Source organism: Paraburkholderia sp. JPY465 (assembly GCF_050436725.1).
Classification (GTDB): Bacteria; Pseudomonadota; Gammaproteobacteria; order Burkholderiales; family Burkholderiaceae; genus Paraburkholderia; species Paraburkholderia youngii.
In genome coordinates this window covers 758,199-776,590 of sequence record NZ_JBNDMT010000003.1, presented here as the reverse complement: position 1 = coordinate 776,590, position 18,392 = coordinate 758,199, and the positions used below count along the sequence as shown (strand labels likewise).

The following is an 18,392-nucleotide window of genomic DNA, read 5'->3' as shown; positions in this document are numbered from 1 at the left end:
GTAACGTGAAAGGCCCATTGCCAGCAGTCCCTTGTACGTTGAACTTAGCCCTTAGATAAATCCATCAGCTGGTTTGCGATGTTTCGCGTGTGTGCCTCATCACCGTCAAGACAAATGCGCTCAACTTCAATCCACCGGAGATAGGTGTACAGTTCCTCAACTGTCTTGTGTTCTCGTAGCATCCGACTAACGTACGGAACATATGAGTCGTATTCGTCGTCTGCTTCCTGAAAGTCAGCAATCCCAATTGGATCCCATTCGTTAAGTAGGATTCTCTTCACGTCCAAATCAAGGCCAACGAAGGTCTTTTTCATTTTCCAGGTGCTCCGGGGATTACTGTTACAACCAATCCTGTTTTAGAGTTCGTAACAACTCTAAGGTTGTTCGCTGCATCATAGTATCCTGTCGTTCCCTCTCGGGTAGGATAGGTGACACCGTTCTCGATCGTGTTCTTCACCGCCGAGGGCGGAACACCTCGACCTTGCATTTGATCTATCGAATGACCTGAGTAGTCCAACCCGTTGATAGTTGTTGGCGCGTTTGTGCCGCGCGGCACATTCATCGGACTACCGTTCATTCCTGTGGGTGTACTCGGACTTTTGGCAGCGTCGCCGCCATCGTTCAGCGTTGCATTATCGGACACATACCCCGGCAGACCGGGGACAGCGTTCAGCACCTGTCCCGCGCCATTCGCCAGCACCATCCCCGGACTAGCAGCGGGCGGCACGCCACCACCCATGCCAATGATCGCACTCAGGCCGTTCGCAATGCCTTGCAGTGCGAGGGAGAACAGGGACGGCGATTTCTTACCAGGGTCGCCCGTCAATGCACGTTCATCATCCATCGACTGGTTGTACAGTTGCACGTTCGACGCCATCGCCGCGCCCGCTGTACCGCCGACCGCAGCGCCAGCTACGCCCGCGGCGATGTTGGCCGCGAGATTGCCGATCAGGTCCGATCCCGTCGCTGACGCTACACCCTTCGAGATATCGTTCAGCGAACCGGCCATCTTCGACGCCACGCCCGCGCCAGCAGCACCGCCAATCGTACTGAACGCGCTACCGCCACCGAGCCCACCAATCAGCGCACCGCCCGCAACGTGCAGTCCGGCGCGCGAATCGCCGCCTTCCTTCCAGTTGTTGTAGTCAGCCGCTGCTGCGGCCATGCCTTCGCTGTCGCCGCGATCGGACGCGGCCTTGTAGGCTGCCGCCGCTTCGTCGCGCTTCATGTCCGCGTACGCGCCGATACCTTGCGACACCGCCTGACCCGCCGCCTGCGCGGCCTGCATCGTGTCGGCCTGCTGCGACAGGATAGCGTTCACGTCCGGCGTATTCGCAACTGTGCCGTTCGTATTCGTCGTGTCGCGCGACAGGTTCGCCACGTCCTGAGTCTGGCCGGCGCTGTTCGTCACGTTGATCGTGCCCGCGCTGATCGCGCTGCGCGTCGTTGCGCTCTCGTCGCCGCTTTCGTTCTGCGAGATCATCGGCGTAACGCCCGGTGTGCCACTCACCGAACCCGGACCCGTCGCCTTGCCTGTGTTGCCTATGCCCACGCCCGCGCTGATCCCGTTGCTGTTGGCGCTGTAGTGCGACTGGTTCCGGATATCGCTGAACGTGAGCGTGCCGGTCGTCAGGCTGTTCTGCGACGCGTCGGCCGTGCTCGATATCACGCCGCCCGTCAGGTCCGTGTTGCCCTTGACGTTGATGTTGAACCCGCCATCTCCCGCATTGATGCCAGCCTGTTCGTTGACGCCCGCGTAGTTCGAATCGGCATGGCCGTTCTGCGCGCTGAAGCTGGCGCTGCCGCCGCCCTGGCTGATCGTGAACCCGCCGCCCGTGCTGCTCTGGTGCGCGGCGCTGTTCGTCACGTCCTGCACACTCACGATATTCAGGTTGCCGCCGACGTCAGCCGCGATCTGCTTGCCGTTGATCTGCGAGCCGATCACGTTCGTGTCGCCGCCCGATATCACCGTGACGCTGTTCGCGCCGTTCACATGCGAAGCATTCTGGATCGACGCGTCACTGTTCGCATCGCCATGCGCGTTCGACATCGCAGCCGAGACACCAAAGCCGCCGCCCAGCGTGTACTGCACGCCAACGCTTGCGCTGCTGGAACTGTTCGAGCTGCGCGTCGAATCGGTGTCGGTCGTGTTGATGACGTTCACGTGGTTTTTCGCGGCCAGAATGACATCGTTAGCGCTGACGTTCGATCCGGCGATAGTCAGGTCGCCGTTCGTTGCCACGAATCCCGCCGTGCCGCCTGCCTGCACGCTGGAGCCACGCTGCATCGTCTGATCTTCCGACGACTGGCTTTCGCTTTTGCTCGATCCGATGCTGACCTTGATACCGATATCTGGCTTGCCGTCCGCTGTCACTCCCGCAGACGTCAGACCGGTCAGGGCCACGTCACCAGCCGCCGCGATGCTGTGCAGCGCAGCCGCACGGTCGTTACCCGTGCTGGCCGAATTCTTCGCGGCCTGACTTTCCGAATACGCGTTGTTGATCGCATCGCCGACCGAACCCGCCAGACCAATCGTGAGGCCGCTGCTGCTGGTCTTCTGCGTCTGCGCCTGGTGCGAGGTATCGGTGGCCGCGTCGATGATGACGTTCGCCGCCGTGCCAGCGAGGTTCCCACCTGCGACAAGGTCGCTGCCCGTGACGTGCAGGGTGTTGCCCGCCTGGATCGACAGATCGCCGTTCAGCGAGCCGACCGTGCTCGCGTTGTTCGTGACACCCGATGCCTCACTGGTCGTCGCGAGCTTGTTGGTGCCGACCGTCACGCTCAGGCCGCTTGTTCCCAGGCCCGTGCGCTTCTCCTGGTAACTGCTGGACGACTGCATGATGTCCTGCGTCGTCGTGATATTCACGTCATGCGCAGCACTGAACGCGACATCGTTCGTGCCGACAATCGTGCTGCCTTTCACATTGATGTCGTTACCGCTGGCGATGGTCACGGCGTCTGCGGAAACCAGGCTGCCCTGCGAGAGCGTGGCGGTGGTGTTGCTCGAACTCGCGACTTCCTTGCCGCTCACGATAGTGCTGTGGCTGTGCTGCTCCTGCGAATTGTCGACATGGGTTGCGGTGGCCGCGCCGATATTCACGTTGTTCGCTGCCGCCAGCGTCGCCGCCCCCTGGTCGAGACTGATCGTGCTGCCGATGAGGTTGAGATCGTGGCCCGATGCGACGGTCAGTGAATCTCCGGCATGGAGCGTCGTCCCTGTCAGGGCATCGGCTGAGGTATGCTGCGACGCTGAATAGCTGACGTGGCTATCGCTACCGGAACTGCTGCTGTCGACGGTCGAGGTCGCCTTCGCCGCCTGGAGCGTGACGTCGCCGTTCGCCGCAACCGTCCCGCCACCGCCCAGGTTGATATCAGCGCCCGTCGCGGTCAGGTTGCCGCCCACGCCGATCTGCGAGACGCCGCCTACGTTAATCGAACTGCCTGTCGTCTGGTTGAAGTCGGTATTCGACACGCCGTTCGCGCCCGCGACCACCTTATGCTCGCCGGTCTGCACCGAGCCGAGATCGTAGTTGCCGCCCACGGCCATGCCGAGGTTGCCGCCCACGTTCAGGTTGCCGCCGTTCTGCTCAAGGTTGCCCCCCGTCACAATCGCCGCGTCGCCCTTGACGTTGAGGTTCGCAATCGGGCCAAGCGCGGTCGTGCTGCGTGTCGCTCCCGTCGCGCTGACCTGATCGACGGTCTTCACCGCCGTGTTCAGCGACAGGTCGCCGCCCGCGTTCAGCGCGAGGCTGCTCGCATTCACCGTGGCCGAGGTCAGGTCCACATTGCCCGTGGTCGCCAGCGACATCAGGCCGCCGCTTTGCAGCTTGCCGAACGCGTTGTCGATCTGCTGGCCCTGGATCGACAGCGTATTGCCTGCCTGCATCGTGCCGCTATTCGTGAACGTCTGCGTGTTCTGAAGGTCGATGTCGGTCGCCGCAATCAACGGCCCGTTCATGTCCTGCTGGCTGGCCTTCGCGAGATAGACGACGGGCACGAGTACCGGTTGCCCGCTGACGGTCTCGGTCTGCATGATGATGACGTTGCTCGTGAGCGCGGCCACCTGTTCAGCCGACAGGCTCATGCCGAGCGGCAGATCGAGCGACTTCGACAGTGACGCGCCCGCGTCGAGCAGCGCCTGATACATCGACTGAAGGTCGGTGTACGGGCCGAGTACCGCGTTGCCAGTGAGCGACGTAATCTGGTTCCGGACCAGTTGCTGTTCGTAGAATCCGTCGCCCAGGCGCTTTCCCGTCGTCTGCGGATTCAGGCCAAGCTGTTGCAGGTAGTAGTCGCTCGGTATGAATGACTTCTGGTTCGTGAACGCCGGGTTGGTCTCGATCAGGTAGGTTGCACCCGGTGAGGTGGCGGGGCTGAACAGCCCGCCCTGGGGAATCGAGAGGTTTTGCAGCACGTTCTGCGCCGTCGCACTGGCGATGACCGGATTGACGAGGCCGCCGCCGCTGACTGCGCCGACAGTCACGCCGCCCCGCGACTGGCCGGGGGCAAGACCGGGCGATGGGATGCCTGCATTGCCCGCCGTGTTATCGATGTTCACGCCCGTGCCGGAAAGCGTGCTGCCCGCGACAAACGTCGATTCGTAGCTCGGCAGCGCGTAGGTGCGGATGTCAGCCGGCGCGACCTGGTAGCCGCCTGGATTGGAGGTCACGAACGTCGCGTTGCCGAACGGCAACTGCCAGTTGTGTTCGGTGTTGTCGTAATTGTTGTAGTGATACTGGCCTGAATAGGTTACCTGCACGCCGGGCGCAAGTTGCCCGCGCCAGCTATTCTGGTCGAGCGTCACGGGCGCGGCGATGTTGCCGACGGCCGCGACCGCGCTCCAGTAGTTCTGGAATAGCCCCACTTTCGACGCATCCAGGTTGCCGCCCGCCATGATCTGCGCCTGCGGGCTGATGGAGGCGATCAGGTTCGCCACCGCCACGCCCGTGTAAGTCGTGTACTGGTAGCCGCTATTCCACTGGCCGCCGTGCGGCGGGATCGTGTACACACCGCCAATCATGGTCAGGAATGCCGGGTTATCCGGCTGGGAGATGGCCCAGCCTATGTCCTGACCGGAGCAGGCGGCCATGTCGACCGCCGTGCAGCCCGACAGGCTGATGCCGAGCTGCGCGAGCAGGGCCGGATCGACCGACTGGTTAAGACCCGTCGTGGTCATCGTCGTGCGCGTGTTCGTCACCTGAGCGGTGTGCAGTTCCATGTTGCCGGCCGACTCGATCAGCGCCGACTGGTTGCGGATCAGGTTCGCGCTGGTATAACTGCCGTCCGCGTTTTTTCCACCCGCCAGCACCACCTTGCCAAGACCGTATATCGCGGTGGTCGCCTGCGTGTCGGTCGTCGTGGTGTCGTCGCGGTTCTCGATATCGGGTGCGAGCAGTTCGAGCGTTCCGTTACTGTCCGTCGCACCGATCAGCGCGGTCGGCCCGACGTTCGTGATCGATTGCGTCGCGTTCAGCGAGACGCTGCCGCCGACCATCGCGCCCGTATTCTCCAGCGTGTTCGAATGCGTCGCGAGCGTGCCGCCCGCCATCATGACGCCGCTGTTCTGCACATCGGCGGCATGGACGTTCAGGTTGTTCGTCGCCTCAACCAGCGCGCGATTGCTGAACGTGCCCGGCAGGGTAAAGGACAGGTCATGACCGGCGTTGAAATGCACATCGGGCGTCGGCGCGAAATCGCCCTGAACGCTCACTGCCACGTCATAAGCCGCGCTGTACGTACCACCGCCCGTCAGCGTCGCGGCATTCACGGACAGATCATGCGTCGCGCCAATCTGGCCGTTCGCGTTCGTCACCGCGCCGGTCGTCGTGATGGCAACGTCGCCGGTCGAGCCCGCAAAACTGCCGATCCTGCCGCCGCTGTTGTCGACGGTAGCCGCCTGAACCGCGAGGCTCGCGCCGCTCAGTTGACCACCCTGGGTATTGGAGAGCGATGACGTGTCGACGGCCACATGACCGTTACCCGTCATGACACCGCCACTGTTGACGATCTGGCTGCCACCCTGCACGGTCGCATCGCCCGTGCCGAGGTTGCTGATGAGACCGTTCGTATTGTCGATCGACGCAGCCTGAACGCCGAGCGTGCTCGCATCGCCCGCCGCGCCCGTGCCCGACTGGATCTGTCCGTTCGTATTCGTCAGCGCGCCGCCACTGGCGAGCGAGAGGGACGCGAGCGAGCGCATCGCGCCCTGCGTATTGTTGATATTGCCAGCGATGCTCGCCGCGATATTTCCCCGCGCGGCGAACACGCCCGTCGCGTTGTTCAGGCTCCCGGCCTGCGCCGCGATCTGACCGGCAGTGGTGATCGTTCCGTCAACGTTCGAGATTGACCCGGCTCCGTTACCCGGCGCAATCGTCAGCGTGCCGGTACCCGCATGCGTAATCGTGCCGCCATCGTTGTCGAGCGCGGCCGGTGCAAGGGTGAGGTCCGTGCTGTTGGTCTGGAGTGTGCCGCCTGCCGAGTTGTCGAGCGTTCCGGTCACGTCGAGCGTCGTCGCGCCGGTTCCGGTTTGCGTGATCGTGCCGCCGTGGTTGACGAGATTCGTTCCGTGCAGCGCGATCTGGTTCGCGCTGATCGCGCCCGCGCTGTTGTCGATTGTCGTGGCGCTCGCGCTCACCACCTGACCGGCCGCGATCGTGCCGGAACTGGTCAGCACCGTGCCCGCCGAGACGGTCGTGTTGCCGTTGGCGGCCAGGATGCCGCCGTTGAATAGCGTCTGCACAGCGCTGGCGATCAGCGACTGCACTGCCATGATCGAACCCGCGTTGGCAAGTTGCCCGGCCTGCGCGGTCACGCTCCCGTTGCCGCCGATGGTGCCGCCCGCGCCGTTGTTCAGCAGGCCCGCCGTAAAGACGCTCAGGCCATCGCCATTGAGTGAGGCGATGTGGCCTGCCGTATTGTCGAGGCTGCCTGCGTTCGCCGTTAGCGCCCCCGCCGCCTGCATCGTGCCGCCCGCGTTCGACACAGCTCCTATCACGCTAGCCGTCAGCGGACCACCCGAAACGATCTGGCCGTTGCGGTTCGAGAGTGCACCAGCCGTGATGGTCTGTGCGCCGCCCGACGACATTGCGCCGCTGTCGTTCGTGAGTGTGCCCGCCGCGCGAGCGTCGAGCGTGCCGCCCGCCGTCGTGGTCGCACCCGACAGGTTCAGGTCACCGTTGTTCGCAGCGAGTGAAAGCGCGCCATTCGCCGAATTGGTCGCGCCCGCGAGATTGACCGCCGCGCCGCTCACGCTCGCATTGCCGCCCGCCACATTGCGGCCGGTTGCCGTCACCGCGCCGGATGCGCTGATATTCAGGTCGCCCGTCTGCGCGAGCGAGCCTTCGCCGTTCACGCCCGCCGCAAGCGTGCCGGTCGAACTCACCGAGTCAGCGTTCAGCGAAGTATTCTGCTGCGCGGCCACCATGCCGCTGTTCGTGACCGTACCGCTGGCCGAAAGCGTCGCGCTTTGCTGCGCGTAGGTTGTGCCGCTGTTCTGGATATCGCCAGCGGTGGCGGCAAGATTGCCGTTCGCGCTGGTCTTGCCGGTGAGGGACAGCAGGCCGTTCGATTGCAGCGTCAGGTCGCCCGTCTGCGCGGCGATTACGCCCTGGTTCGAAACACCTACACCGTACTCGTTGCTCGCCAGAAAAATACGCCCGCTGTACATGCCGCCCAGCTGGCTCACATCGATCGAGACGGCCGGTGCGGGTCCGTCGCCTGCAATCGGCGTGAACGCCAGTGAGTCGTGACCGATCTGGTTTGCACCGGCGATAACATTCAGGTTTTTCCCGGCGTACGCCTCCGCATTGACCTGCACCGCTCGGGCCAGCAGGTCAACCTGATCCACGGTCGAGCCGTCGAGTCCCGCTCCCTGCACGGTGATGTTGCCGCGCGTCACATTGAAACCGGTGAGCGAACCATCCGGGGCAAAGTTCGGCGTGCCTGTCGTCAGGATGGCGCGCGAGGTATTCAGAAACCCGCCGCCGTTCACCGAAATGCCGGAACCGTTGGCGATCACCACCTCTGCGCGTTGTCCTGCCACTTCGAGCATGCCGTTGATCTGACTCGCCGCGCTGCTGTTGACCTGGTTCACGATGATGCGCGCAGCCTGGTTCGCCCCGAAGTTCGGGTTGCCGTTGATCTGCCCGGCCTGCTGGGTGCCCGTCATCACGGGTGAATTGTTCAGAATCGCGCCTGAACGTGAGACGTCAAATTGCGAATAGGTATTCAGTGATACGCCACCACTCCCAGAGGGCCGGTTCACGTTCACCTGTGGTAATCCGTTCGCCGTACTGATCACGTTCGGCCCGTTCGCGCCATTGGGGACGATCTGCGCGTCCGACAGAGCGGGAGCGAATCCGGCGAGTACCAGCACGGCAAAGGCCACGTGGCGCATCGCGAACTGCATGATGGAAACCGGAGTGCAAGGCGCGCGGGTTTCGCCGTCACCGGTCCGGCCATGGGAGACGGCTGTTTCTGCGACGGCAACGAGCATGCCCCGACAGCGGCTGAATACCAGCCGGAAAATGTTCTTATTCATTTTGCGTGACGCTTTTTTTGGCTATCTTCCGAAGATAGGCCAACCTGCTTTTCAGATCTGTCAGGCAATGTTAATGAATGCGCGATGACAACAGATTTTCGAAAATCGGATCGGTCTGATGGACGTTTTTTCGGAAGTATGTGGATTCGAATATCCGTCAACTGACTATCGGTTTTACTGCAACGCAGACGGAGAGGCGGCATCGGCCCGCCTTTGCCGTCACGGATCAACCCGTTAGTGCCTCGTCGCGAGAGCGCTCAAGGTCAAGTTGCTGCCCTTGCCGTTCGCAAAGATGGGAAGCGGCCAGTGCGAGGCGTTCATACTGCACCGCATCGACAGGCGGGCGGGCATGCCGGGCTATCTCCCGGATACCGGGACAGGATCGGGCAGATGGCCGCTCAGACCGCGCACTCATGGGAATACACGTGCAAGTTCTGCCCTGTAGGCGATTCCTGGCTACGATGTTCCAGAAATGTCAGCTATGCGATGCATGCAAATGCCCCGCACACGGGCAACGCTAATTGACCGACAACACAACAAGAAAAGGCCAAAGAAGCCAGACCAACGAAAGAAAACCGTCCCGCATCCAAGCAATTTCCGGCGCACAATGCCAATGGTGCATCCCGCCGCGCCGCACCAGGCGCACAATTTGCGTCCACCCCCGTCCACTCCCGCCGCACGAGGATCGCCGCCGATGACCCGCTACCGCGATTTCCACCGCCGCTCGATCGAACACCCCGAAGCCTTCTGGCGCGAAGAAGCCCAGCGCATTCACTGGCACACGCCATTCGGCACCGTGCTCGACCGCTCGAAGCCGCCATTCGCGCGCTGGTTCGTCGGCGGCCGCACAAACCTCTGTCATAACGCGGTCGACCGACATCTGGCCGAGCGCGCACAGCAAAACGCGCTGGTCTACGTATCGACCGAAACCGGCATCGAGCGGCAGTACACTTACGCCGAGCTGTACGCCGAAATCAACCGCATGGCCGCGGTCATGCGTTCGCTCGGCGTGAAGCGCGGCGACGTCGTGCTGATCTATCTGCCGATGATCCCCGAGGCACTGTTCGCGATGCTCGCCTGCGCGCGGCTGGGCGCGATCCACTCGGTCGTGTTCGGCGGCTTCGCGGCGCCGAACCTCGCCGCGCGGATCGACGACGCGAAGCCGGTGCTGATCGTGACCGCCGACGCCGGCGCGCGCGGCGGCAAAGTGGTCGACTACACGCCGCTCGTCGACGAAGCGCTGTCGCGCGCGAAGCACAAGACACCGCACGTGCTGCTGATCGACCGGCAGCTCGCGCCCGAGCGCCTGAACGCGCCCTACCTCGTCGCCTACGAGCCGCTGCGCGAACAGTTCTTCGACGCCCACGTGCCGTGCGAATGGCTCGAATCGAACGAGCCGTCGTACGTGCTTTACACGTCGGGCACGACCGGCAAGCCGAAGGGCGTGCAGCGCGATGTGGGCGGCTATGCGGTCGCGCTCGCGGCATCGATGGAATACATCTTCGAGGGCAAGGCCGGCGACACGATGTTCACCGCGTCCGACGTCGGCTGGGTGGTCGGCCACAGCTACATCGTGTACGCGCCGCTGATCGCGGGGCTGACCACGGTGATGTACGAAGGCACGCCGATTCGCCCGGACGGCGGCATCTGGTGGCGCCTCGTCGAACAGCACAAGATCAACCTGATGTTCACCGCGCCGACGGCGATTCGCGTGCTGAAGAAGCAGGACCCGGCGCTGATGAAGGCAGCCGATCTGTCGAGCCTGCGCACGCTGTTTCTCGCCGGCGAACCGCTCGACGAACCGACCGCCGAATGGATCTCGACCGCGCTGAACAAGCCGGTGATCGACAACTACTGGCAGACCGAAACCGGCTGGCCGATGCTCGCGATTCCGCGCGGCATCGAGGTACTGCCGACCAAGCTCGGCTCGCCGGGCGTACCGTCGGTCGGCTATAGCCTGACCGTGCGCGACGAGCTGACCGGCGAGCCGTGCGCGCCCGGCGAGAAAGGCGTGCTGACGCTCGACTATCCGCTGCCGCCGGGCTGCATGTCGACGGTGTGGGGCGACGACAAGCGCTTCGTCGGCACCTACTGGTCGAGCGTGCCGAACCAGCAGGTCTATTCGACGTTCGACTGGGGCGTGCAGGACGAGGACGGCTACGTGACGATCCTCGGCCGCACCGACGACGTGATCAACGTCGCGGGCCATCGGCTCGGCACGCGCGAGATCGAGGAGGCGCTGTCGAGCCATGCGGCCGTCGCGGAAGTCGCGGTGGTCGGCGTGACCGATCCGGTAAAGGGTCAGGCGGCGATGGCCTTCGTCGTGCTGCGCGGCGCGCAAAGCGAAGGCGACCCGAGCGAGCGCGCGCGGCTCGCCGCCGAGCTGACGATGACGGTCGACCGCCATCTCGGCTCGATTGCGCGGCCCGCGCGCGTGGTGATGGTATCGATGCTGCCGAAGACGCGCTCCGGCAAGCTATTGCGCCGCGCTATCGCGGCGCTCGCCGAGGGACGCGAGCCCGGAGATCTGCCGACGATCGAAGATCCGGCCGCGCTACAGCAGGTGCGCGACGCGCTCGGCGACGGCACGAAGAAATGAATCGGCGGGCGCTCAGCCCGCGGCGTGCCGCGTGCCCAAAAAGCGCGCGAGGATCGCGTTCGAATACGTGCCCGCGATGCCGGTCAGAAACGACATGAACGATCCGGGGGCGTGATCGTCGGCCGTATCGGAAATCGTGCGCACGACCGCGCACAGCACGCCGTACTCGTAGCAGACCTGCGCGATCGCCGCGCCCTCCATCTCGACCGCGAGCGCGTCGGGCAGCGCGTTGCGCAAAGCCGCGACGGCCGCCGCGCTCGCGACGAACTGATCGCCGCTGACGATCAAGCCGCGATGCACGCGCGGCTCGCGCGTGCCGAACCGGGCGGCGCAGGCCGCGCCTTCTTCGGCGACGAACTGCTCGCATGCGAGCGTGAGACGATCGGCGAGCGCCGCATCGGCGGCAAAGCGCGACATGCCGAGCAGCGGCACCTCGAAGCGCGGAAACAGCGGCGACGCGTCGAGATCGTGCTGCATCAGCGTGCTCGCGACGACGATATCGCCGACATGCACATCGACCCCGACCCCACCCGCGACACCGGTGAACACCACGGCTTCGACATCGAACGCGTGAATCAGCGCGCTGACCGTCGCGGCCGCCGCGACCTTGCCGACGCGCGCGAGCGTGACGACACACGGCTTGCCGTGCACGGTGCCGACGTGGTAGTCACGCTGGCCGTACTTGACCGTGCGCACGCCGGACTCGGCGCGCATCGCTTCGATCAGGTCGCCGAGTTCCTGCGGCAACGCGGCCAGAATGCCGAGCGGTCGGCGCGCACCATGGCTGAGGTTCAAGGGCGTGCTCATTCGACCGCCTGCAATTTTGCCACCGCCAGCGCCAGCCACTTTTCGCCGTGCCGCTTGAAGCGGACCTGCGCTTTCGCGTCGGCGCCGTTGCCTTCGAGCGCGGTGATCGTGCCTTCGCCGAACTTCGTGTGGAACACCTGCTGGCCGACGCGGAAGCCCGTTTCGGCCGCGCGTTGCTCGTTCGCGAAGGCCGGCGCCGGCGCAGAAGTCACCGCGGCCGCCGAACCGCCGCCGTAGCCCGGCCGCGCAAACCAGTCGCGCCCGTAGCCGGCGTTGTCCGAGCGACCGCCCCAGCGCGAGCCCGCCTCGACCTTCGGCGTGAGCCACTTCAGCGTTTCCTGCGGCAATTCGTCGAAGAAACGCGAGCGGATGTTGTAGCGGGTCTGACCGTGCAGCATCCGGCTCTGCGCGAACGACAGATACAGCCGCTCCTTCGCGCGCGTGATCGCGACATACATCAGGCGCCGCTCTTCTTCGAGGCCGTCCGCCTCCATCGCGCTGTTCTCGTGCGGGAACAGCCCTTCTTCGAGACCGGTGATGAACACCGCGGTGAATTCGAGCCCTTTTGCCGCGTGCACCGTCATCAGTTGCACCGCTTCCTGGCCGGCCTGCGCCTGGTTGTCGCCCGCTTCGAGCGACGCGTGCGACAGGAAGCCCGCGAGCGGCGTCATCGTGTCGGGGTTTTGCGCGGGATCGGCGATGCCCGGGGCGTCGAGAACCACCGTGTTCGGATCGTCGGTCGCGACCGCGAGTTCGGGCGCGGCGCTGGCGCCCGGGCGCAGCGGGATCGAACGCGCAGGCGTATCGAGCCCGTAGCCTTCCTCGCTGACGAACGCGGCGGCCGCGTTGACGAGTTCCTGCAAGTTCTCGAGCCGTTCCTGGCCTTCGCGCTCGTTCTGATAGAAGTCGGCGAGACCGCTCGCGCGGACCACGTACTCGACGGTCTCCGGCAGGCTCATCTGCTGCGTGTCGGCGCGCATCTTGCCGACCAGGTTCGCGAACGCGGCGAGACTCGAGCCCGCCTTGCCAGCGACGTACGGAATCGCCGCGGCCATCGAGCAGTTGTACAGACGCGCCGCGTCGGCGAGCTGTTCGATCGAACGCGCGCCGATGCCGCGGGTCGGGAAATTGACGACGCGGCCGAACGCGGTGTCGTCGTTCGGGTTGTCGATCAGGCGAAGGTACGCGAGCGCGTGCTTGACTTCCTGACGCTCGAAAAAGCGCAGGCCGCCGTACACGCGGTACGCGATGCCCGCATTGACGAGCGTGTGCTCGATCGTGCGCGACTGCGCGTTGCTGCGGTAGAGCACCGCGATCTCGCTGCGCGACAGGCCGTTGTTGATGAGCGCGCGGATCTCTTCGACGATCCAGCCGGCCTCCTGCGAATCGGTCGCCGATTCGTAGACGCGCACCGGTTCGCCGTGGCCTGCGTCGGTGCGCAGATTCTTGCCGAGCCGGCGCGAGTTGTTCGCGATCAGCTGGTTCGCCGCATCGAGAATATGGCCGTGCGAGCGATAGTTCTGCTCGAGCTTGATCAGATTGCGCACGTTGAACTCGTGCTCGAAGTCGCGCATGTTGCCGACGTTCGCGCCGCGGAACGCATAGATCGACTGGTCGTCGTCACCGACCGCGAAGATCGCGTTGTGCTGGCCCGCGAGCAGCTTGAGCCACGCGTATTGCAGCTTGTTGGTGTCCTGAAACTCGTCGACGAGGATGTGCCTGAAGCGCGCCTGGTAATGCGCGCGCAGCGGCGGATTATGCGCGAGCAGCTCGTAGCAGCGCAGCAGCAGCTCGGGGAAATCGACGACGCCTTCGCGCTGGCATTGCTGATCGTAGGCTTCGTAGAGCTCGACGAACTTGCGGTTGAAGTTGTCGGTGGCGTCGACGTCTTTGGGGCGCAGGCCCTGCTCTTTCGCGTTGTTGATGAAGTACTGGAGGTTTTTCGCCGGGTACTTTTCGTCGTCGATGTTGAGGCCCTTCATCAGGCGCTTGATCGCCGACAGCTGGTCCGCGGTATCGAGAATCTGGAACGTGGCGGGCAGCCCGGCGTCGCGGTGATGCGCGCGCAGCATCCGGTTGCACAGGCCGTGGAACGTGCCGATCCACATGCCGCGCGTGTCGATCGGCAAGAGCGCCGAGAGGCGCGCCATCATTTCGCGGGCGGCTTTGTTGGTGAAGGTCACCGCGAGGACGGTCGCGGGGGACGCGAGGCCTTGCTGGATCAGCCACGCGATGCGGGTGATCAGGACGCGGGTTTTGCCGCTGCCGGCGCCCGCCAGGATCAGGGCGGGCTCGTTCGGGAGCGTTACGGCGGCGTGTTGTTCGGGGTTCAGATTGGAGAGGAGGTCGGGCATTTTTTTCGCGGAGCGCAGTTCGGGGGACATTATATGCCCCGGTGGGGGCGGCGCTTTTTTGTCGTTGTTCTGGCTCTTTGGCCTTTCCTTGCTGGCTTGTCGGTCTAATAGACCAATAACAAAGCAAGGAAAGGCCAAAGAACCCAGAACAACGACAAACCAAGCCGCCGGCAAGGCAAAACCCCTCGTTAGCTATAATCAACCATTCTCCGCCTCCAAAATCCTGCTTTTAACCAGAAACATGAGCGACACCCCGAGCGACCCGACCTCGACGCTTGCAAAAAGCTTCGAACCCCACACCATCGAAGCCCACTGGGGCCCTGAATGGGAAAAGCGCGCCTACGCCGCGCCCTCCTTCGACCCGAACCGCAAGGATTTCTCGATCCAGCTGCCGCCGCCGAACGTCACGGGCACGCTGCACATGGGCCACGCGTTCAACCAGACCATCATGGACGGTCTCACCCGCTATCACCGCATGCTCGGCGAAAACACGCTGTGGGTGCCGGGTACCGACCACGCGGGCATCGCCACGCAGATCGTCGTCGAACGTCAGCTCGACGCGCAGGGCGTGTCGCGCCACGACCTCGGCCGCGAAAAATTCGTCGAACGCGTGTGGGAGTGGAAGCAGCAGTCCGGCTCGACCATCACGAATCAGGTGCGCCGGCTCGGCGCGTCGATCGACTGGTCGCGCGAATACTTCACGATGGACGACAAGATGTCGGCCGCCGTGCGCGACGTGTTCGTGCGTCTGTATGAACAGGGTCTGATCTATCGCGGCAAGCGCCTCGTGAACTGGGACCCGGTGCTGCTCACCGCCGTGTCCGACCTCGAAGTGGTCAGCGAAGAAGAGAACGGCCACCTGTGGCACATCCACTATCCGTTGACCGACGGCTCGGGCCATCTGACCGTCGCCACCACCCGCCCGGAAACCATGCTCGGCGACACCGCCGTGATGGTGCACCCGGAAGACGAGCGCTACGCGCACCTGATCGGCAAGACCGTCACGCTGCCGCTGTCGAACCGCGAAGTGCCGATCATCGCCGACGATTACGTCGACCGCGAATTCGGCACCGGCGTCGTCAAGGTCACGCCCGCGCACGATTTCAACGACTATCAGGTCGGCCTACGCCACAAGCTGCCGCAGATCGAAATCCTCACGCTCGACGCGAGAATCAACGACAACGCGCCCGAAAAATACCGCGGCCTCGACCGTTTCGAAGCCCGCAAGCTGGTGGTCACCGATCTCGAAGCGCTCGGCGCGCTCGAATCGGTCAAGCCGCACAAGCTGATGGTGCCGCGCGGCGACCGCACCGGCGTCGTGATCGAGCCGATGCTGACCGACCAGTGGTTCGTCGCGATGAGCAAGCCGGCGCCCGAAGGCACGTTCAATCCGGGCAAGTCGATCGCCGAGACCGCGCTCGACGTCGTGCGCAACGGCCAGATCAAATTCGTGCCGGAGAACTGGACCACCACGTACTACCAGTGGCTCGAAAACATCCAGGACTGGTGCATTTCGCGTCAGTTGTGGTGGGGTCATCAGATTCCGGCGTGGTACGGCGAGAACGGCGAAGTGTTCGTCGCCAAGACTGAAGAGGACGCGCGCGCGAAGGCCGTCGCGGCCGGCTACACGGGCGCGCTGAAGCGCGACGAAGACGTGCTCGACACGTGGTTCTCGTCGGCTCTGGTGCCGTTCTCGTCGCTCGGCTGGCCGAACGAAACGGAAGAACTGAAGCACTTCATGCCGTCGTCGGTGCTCGTCACCGGCTTCGACATCATCTTCTTCTGGGTCGCGCGCATGGTCATGATGACCACGCACTTCACCGGCAAAGTGCCGTTCGACACGGTCTACGTGCACGGCCTCGTGCGCGACGCCGAAGGCCAGAAGATGTCCAAGAGCAAGGGCAACACGCTCGACCCGATCGATATCGTCGATGGCATCGACCTCGACGCGCTCGTCGCGAAACGCACCACCGGCCTGATGAACCCGAAGCAGGCCGCGTCGATCGAGAAGAAGACCCGCAAGGAGTTTCCGGACGGTATTCCGGCGTTCGGCACCGACGCGCTGCGCTTCACGATGGCGTCGATGGCCACGCTCGGCCGCAACGTCAATTTCGACCTCGCCCGCTGTGAAGGCTATCGCAACTTCTGCAACAAGCTGTGGAACGCCACGCGCTTCGTGCTGATGAACTGCGAAGGCCATGACTGCGGTTTCGGCCAACCGGCGCAATGTGGCGAATGCGGGCCAGAAGGCCATCTGCATTTCTCGCAGGCCGACCGCTGGATCGTGTCGCAGCTGCAGCGCGTGGAAGCGGAAGTCGCCAAGGGCTTTTCGGACTATCGTTTTGATAATGTGGCCAACGCCATATACAGGTTCGTCTGGGACGAATATTGTGACTGGTACGTCGAGCTCGCCAAGGTGCAGATCCAGACCGGGCAGCCGAACCAGCAGCGAGCCACGCGTCGCACGCTTTTGCGTGTGCTCGAAACGGTGCTGCGCCTCGCGCATCCGGTGATCCCGTTCATCACCGAAGCGCTGTGGCAGAAAGTGGCGCCGCTCGCGGGACGCTACCCGGAAGGCAAGGCCGAGGGCGAGGCGTCCATCATGGTGCAGCAGTACCCCATCGCGGAGCCGTCGAAGCTCGACGAAGACGCCGAGCAGTGGGCGAACGACCTCAAAGCGGTGATCGATGCATGCCGCAATCTGCGCGGCGAAATGAACTTGTCGCCGGCGGTGAAGGTGCCGTTGCTCGCCACCGGCAACGCGGAGCGTCTTCGTACGTTCGCGCCTTATGCTCAGGCGCTTGCGCGTCTGTCCGAGGTGCAGATCATTGCCGACGAGGCGGCGCTCGATGCCCAGGCGGATGGCGCGCCGATTGCTATCGTAGGAACGGACAAGCTCGTTTTGAAGGTCGAAATCGATGCGGCGGTCGAACGCGAACGCCTGTCGAAAGAGATCACCCGGTTGAGCGCCGAAATCGTGAAATGCAACGGTAAGCTGCAGAATCAGGCCTTCGTCGCGAAGGCGCCGGCCGCGGTCGTGGAACAGGAGCAGAAGCGGCTGGCCGATTTCGAAGCCACCGTCGGCAAGCTGAAGGCCCAACTGGCTCGCTTGCCGGCCTGATCGACGCGCCCGCCGTCCTCAACGGCGGGCATGGATTTAACCAGAGGACTCAGGGTATTCACATGCTAAAAGTTACGAAGGCGGTTTTTCCGGTAGCAGGTCTTGGCACCCGCTTCCTCCCCGCCACGAAGGCTAGCCCGAAGGAGATGTTGCCGATCGTCGACAAGCCGCTGATTCAGTACGCGGTCGAGGAGGCCATGGCGGCCGGCATCACCGAAATGATCTTCGTCACGGGCCGCAGCAAGCGCGCGATCGAAGACCATTTCGACAAGTCCTATGAGATCGAGGCCGAACTCGAAGCACGCGGCAAGGACAAGCTGCTCGAACTCGTGCGTAGCATCAAGCCGAGCCACGTCGACTGCTTCTACGTGCGCCAGGCCGAAGCACTAGGCCTCGGCCACGCGGTGCTGTGCGCCGAGAAGCTGGTCGGCGACAACCCGTTTGCCGTGATTCTCGCGGACGACCTGTTGTACGGCACGCCGCCCGTGATGACGCAGATGATCGAGGTGTTCGATCACTATCACAGCTCGGTGATCGGCGTCGAAGAGATCCCCCCGGAAGACACGAAGTCGTACGGCATCGTCGATGGCAAGGAATGGGAAGATTCGATCATCAAGATGTCGGGCATCATCGAAAAGCCGGAGCCGAGCGTGGCGCCGTCGAACCTCGGCGTGGTCGGCCGATATGTGCTGAAGCCGCGCATCTTCGATCACCTGCGCTCGATCAAACCGGGCGCGGGCGGCGAATTGCAACTGACGGACGCGATCCAGTCGCTGCTCGCCGATGAACAGGTGCTCGCGTACAAGTATCACGGCACGCGTTTCGACTGCGGCAGCAAGCTCGGCTACCTGAAGGCGACCGTCGAGTTCGCGCTGCGTCACCCGGAAGTGGCGTCCGATTTCGAAGAATATCTGCGTACCCGCTCGCCGGTCCTCGAAGGCTGACGCCAAGGTCAGGACGAAACGAAGAAGG

At 63.9% G+C, this 18,392-nt stretch carries 7 protein-coding genes; 3 read left to right on the top strand and 4 right to left on the bottom strand.

Annotated elements, in window-relative coordinates; all coding sequences use genetic code 11:
* Positions 1-44 precede the first annotated feature (44 nt).
* Both QFZ94_RS18175 and QFZ94_RS18170 read right to left on the bottom strand, forming a co-directional pair.
* Positions 45-314 carry a hypothetical protein gene (locus QFZ94_RS18175; RefSeq protein ID WP_410847781.1) on the bottom strand — a complete coding sequence of 90 codons (270 nt, stop codon included), beginning with the start codon at positions 312-314 and terminating at the stop codon, positions 45-47.
* Positions 311-8,539 (bottom strand): hemagglutinin repeat-containing protein, encoded by an 8,229-nt coding sequence (locus QFZ94_RS18170; protein ID WP_429458597.1) that lies wholly within the window; start codon positions 8,537-8,539, stop codon positions 311-313. The genes QFZ94_RS18175 and QFZ94_RS18170 overlap by 4 nt, the downstream gene beginning before the upstream one ends.
* Before the next feature lie 472 nt (positions 8,540-9,011).
* Here QFZ94_RS18170 and QFZ94_RS18165 point away from each other — a divergent pair, with 472 nt between their 5' ends.
* Complete coding sequence (locus QFZ94_RS18165) at positions 9,012-11,138, top strand: propionate--CoA ligase (protein WP_429458595.1); 2,127 nt, start codon at positions 9,012-9,014, stop codon at positions 11,136-11,138.
* A gap of 12 nt (positions 11,139-11,150) precedes the next feature.
* On the opposite strand, the gene QFZ94_RS18160 is transcribed toward QFZ94_RS18165, so the two are convergent.
* Both QFZ94_RS18160 and QFZ94_RS18155 read right to left on the bottom strand, forming a co-directional pair.
* Complete coding sequence (locus QFZ94_RS18160) at positions 11,151-11,945, bottom strand: 5'-methylthioadenosine/adenosylhomocysteine nucleosidase (RefSeq protein ID WP_429458593.1); 795 nt, start codon at positions 11,943-11,945, stop codon at positions 11,151-11,153.
* On the bottom strand, positions 11,942-14,299 hold the full coding sequence (locus QFZ94_RS18155; RefSeq protein WP_410847779.1) for a UvrD-helicase domain-containing protein: 2,358 nt from the start codon (positions 14,297-14,299) through the stop codon (positions 11,942-11,944). The genes QFZ94_RS18160 and QFZ94_RS18155 overlap by 4 nt, the downstream gene beginning before the upstream one ends.
* Positions 14,300-14,540: 241 nt before the next feature.
* On the opposite strand from QFZ94_RS18155, the gene QFZ94_RS18150 reads away from it, so the two are divergent.
* Both QFZ94_RS18150 and galU read left to right on the top strand, forming a co-directional pair.
* Positions 14,541-17,420: a valine--tRNA ligase gene (locus QFZ94_RS18150; RefSeq protein WP_429458592.1), complete on the top strand. Its 2,880-nt coding sequence runs from the start codon at positions 14,541-14,543 to the stop codon at positions 17,418-17,420.
* Between the two features lie 62 nt (positions 17,421-17,482).
* Positions 17,483-18,364: a UTP--glucose-1-phosphate uridylyltransferase GalU gene (gene galU / locus QFZ94_RS18145; RefSeq protein WP_368587190.1), complete on the top strand. Its 882-nt coding sequence runs from the start codon at positions 17,483-17,485 to the stop codon at positions 18,362-18,364.
* The last annotated feature ends 28 nt before the right edge of the window (positions 18,365-18,392 follow it).

Coding starts and splice junctions, on each gene's coding strand:
- QFZ94_RS18175 (WP_410847781.1), bottom strand. CDS start 314: ATGAAAAAGACCTTCGTTGGCCTTGATTTGGACGTGAAGAGAATCCTA.
- QFZ94_RS18170 (WP_429458597.1), bottom strand. CDS start 8,539: ATGAATAAGAACATTTTCCGGCTGGTATTCAGCCGCTGTCGGGGCATG.
- QFZ94_RS18165 (WP_429458595.1), top strand. CDS start 9,012: ATGTCAGCTATGCGATGCATGCAAATGCCCCGCACACGGGCAACGCTA.
- QFZ94_RS18160 (WP_429458593.1), bottom strand. CDS start 11,945: ATGAGCACGCCCTTGAACCTCAGCCATGGTGCGCGCCGACCGCTCGGC.
- QFZ94_RS18155 (WP_410847779.1), bottom strand. CDS start 14,299: ATGCCCGACCTCCTCTCCAATCTGAACCCCGAACAACACGCCGCCGTA.
- QFZ94_RS18150 (WP_429458592.1), top strand. CDS start 14,541: ATGAGCGACACCCCGAGCGACCCGACCTCGACGCTTGCAAAAAGCTTC.
- galU (WP_368587190.1), top strand. CDS start 17,483: ATGCTAAAAGTTACGAAGGCGGTTTTTCCGGTAGCAGGTCTTGGCACC.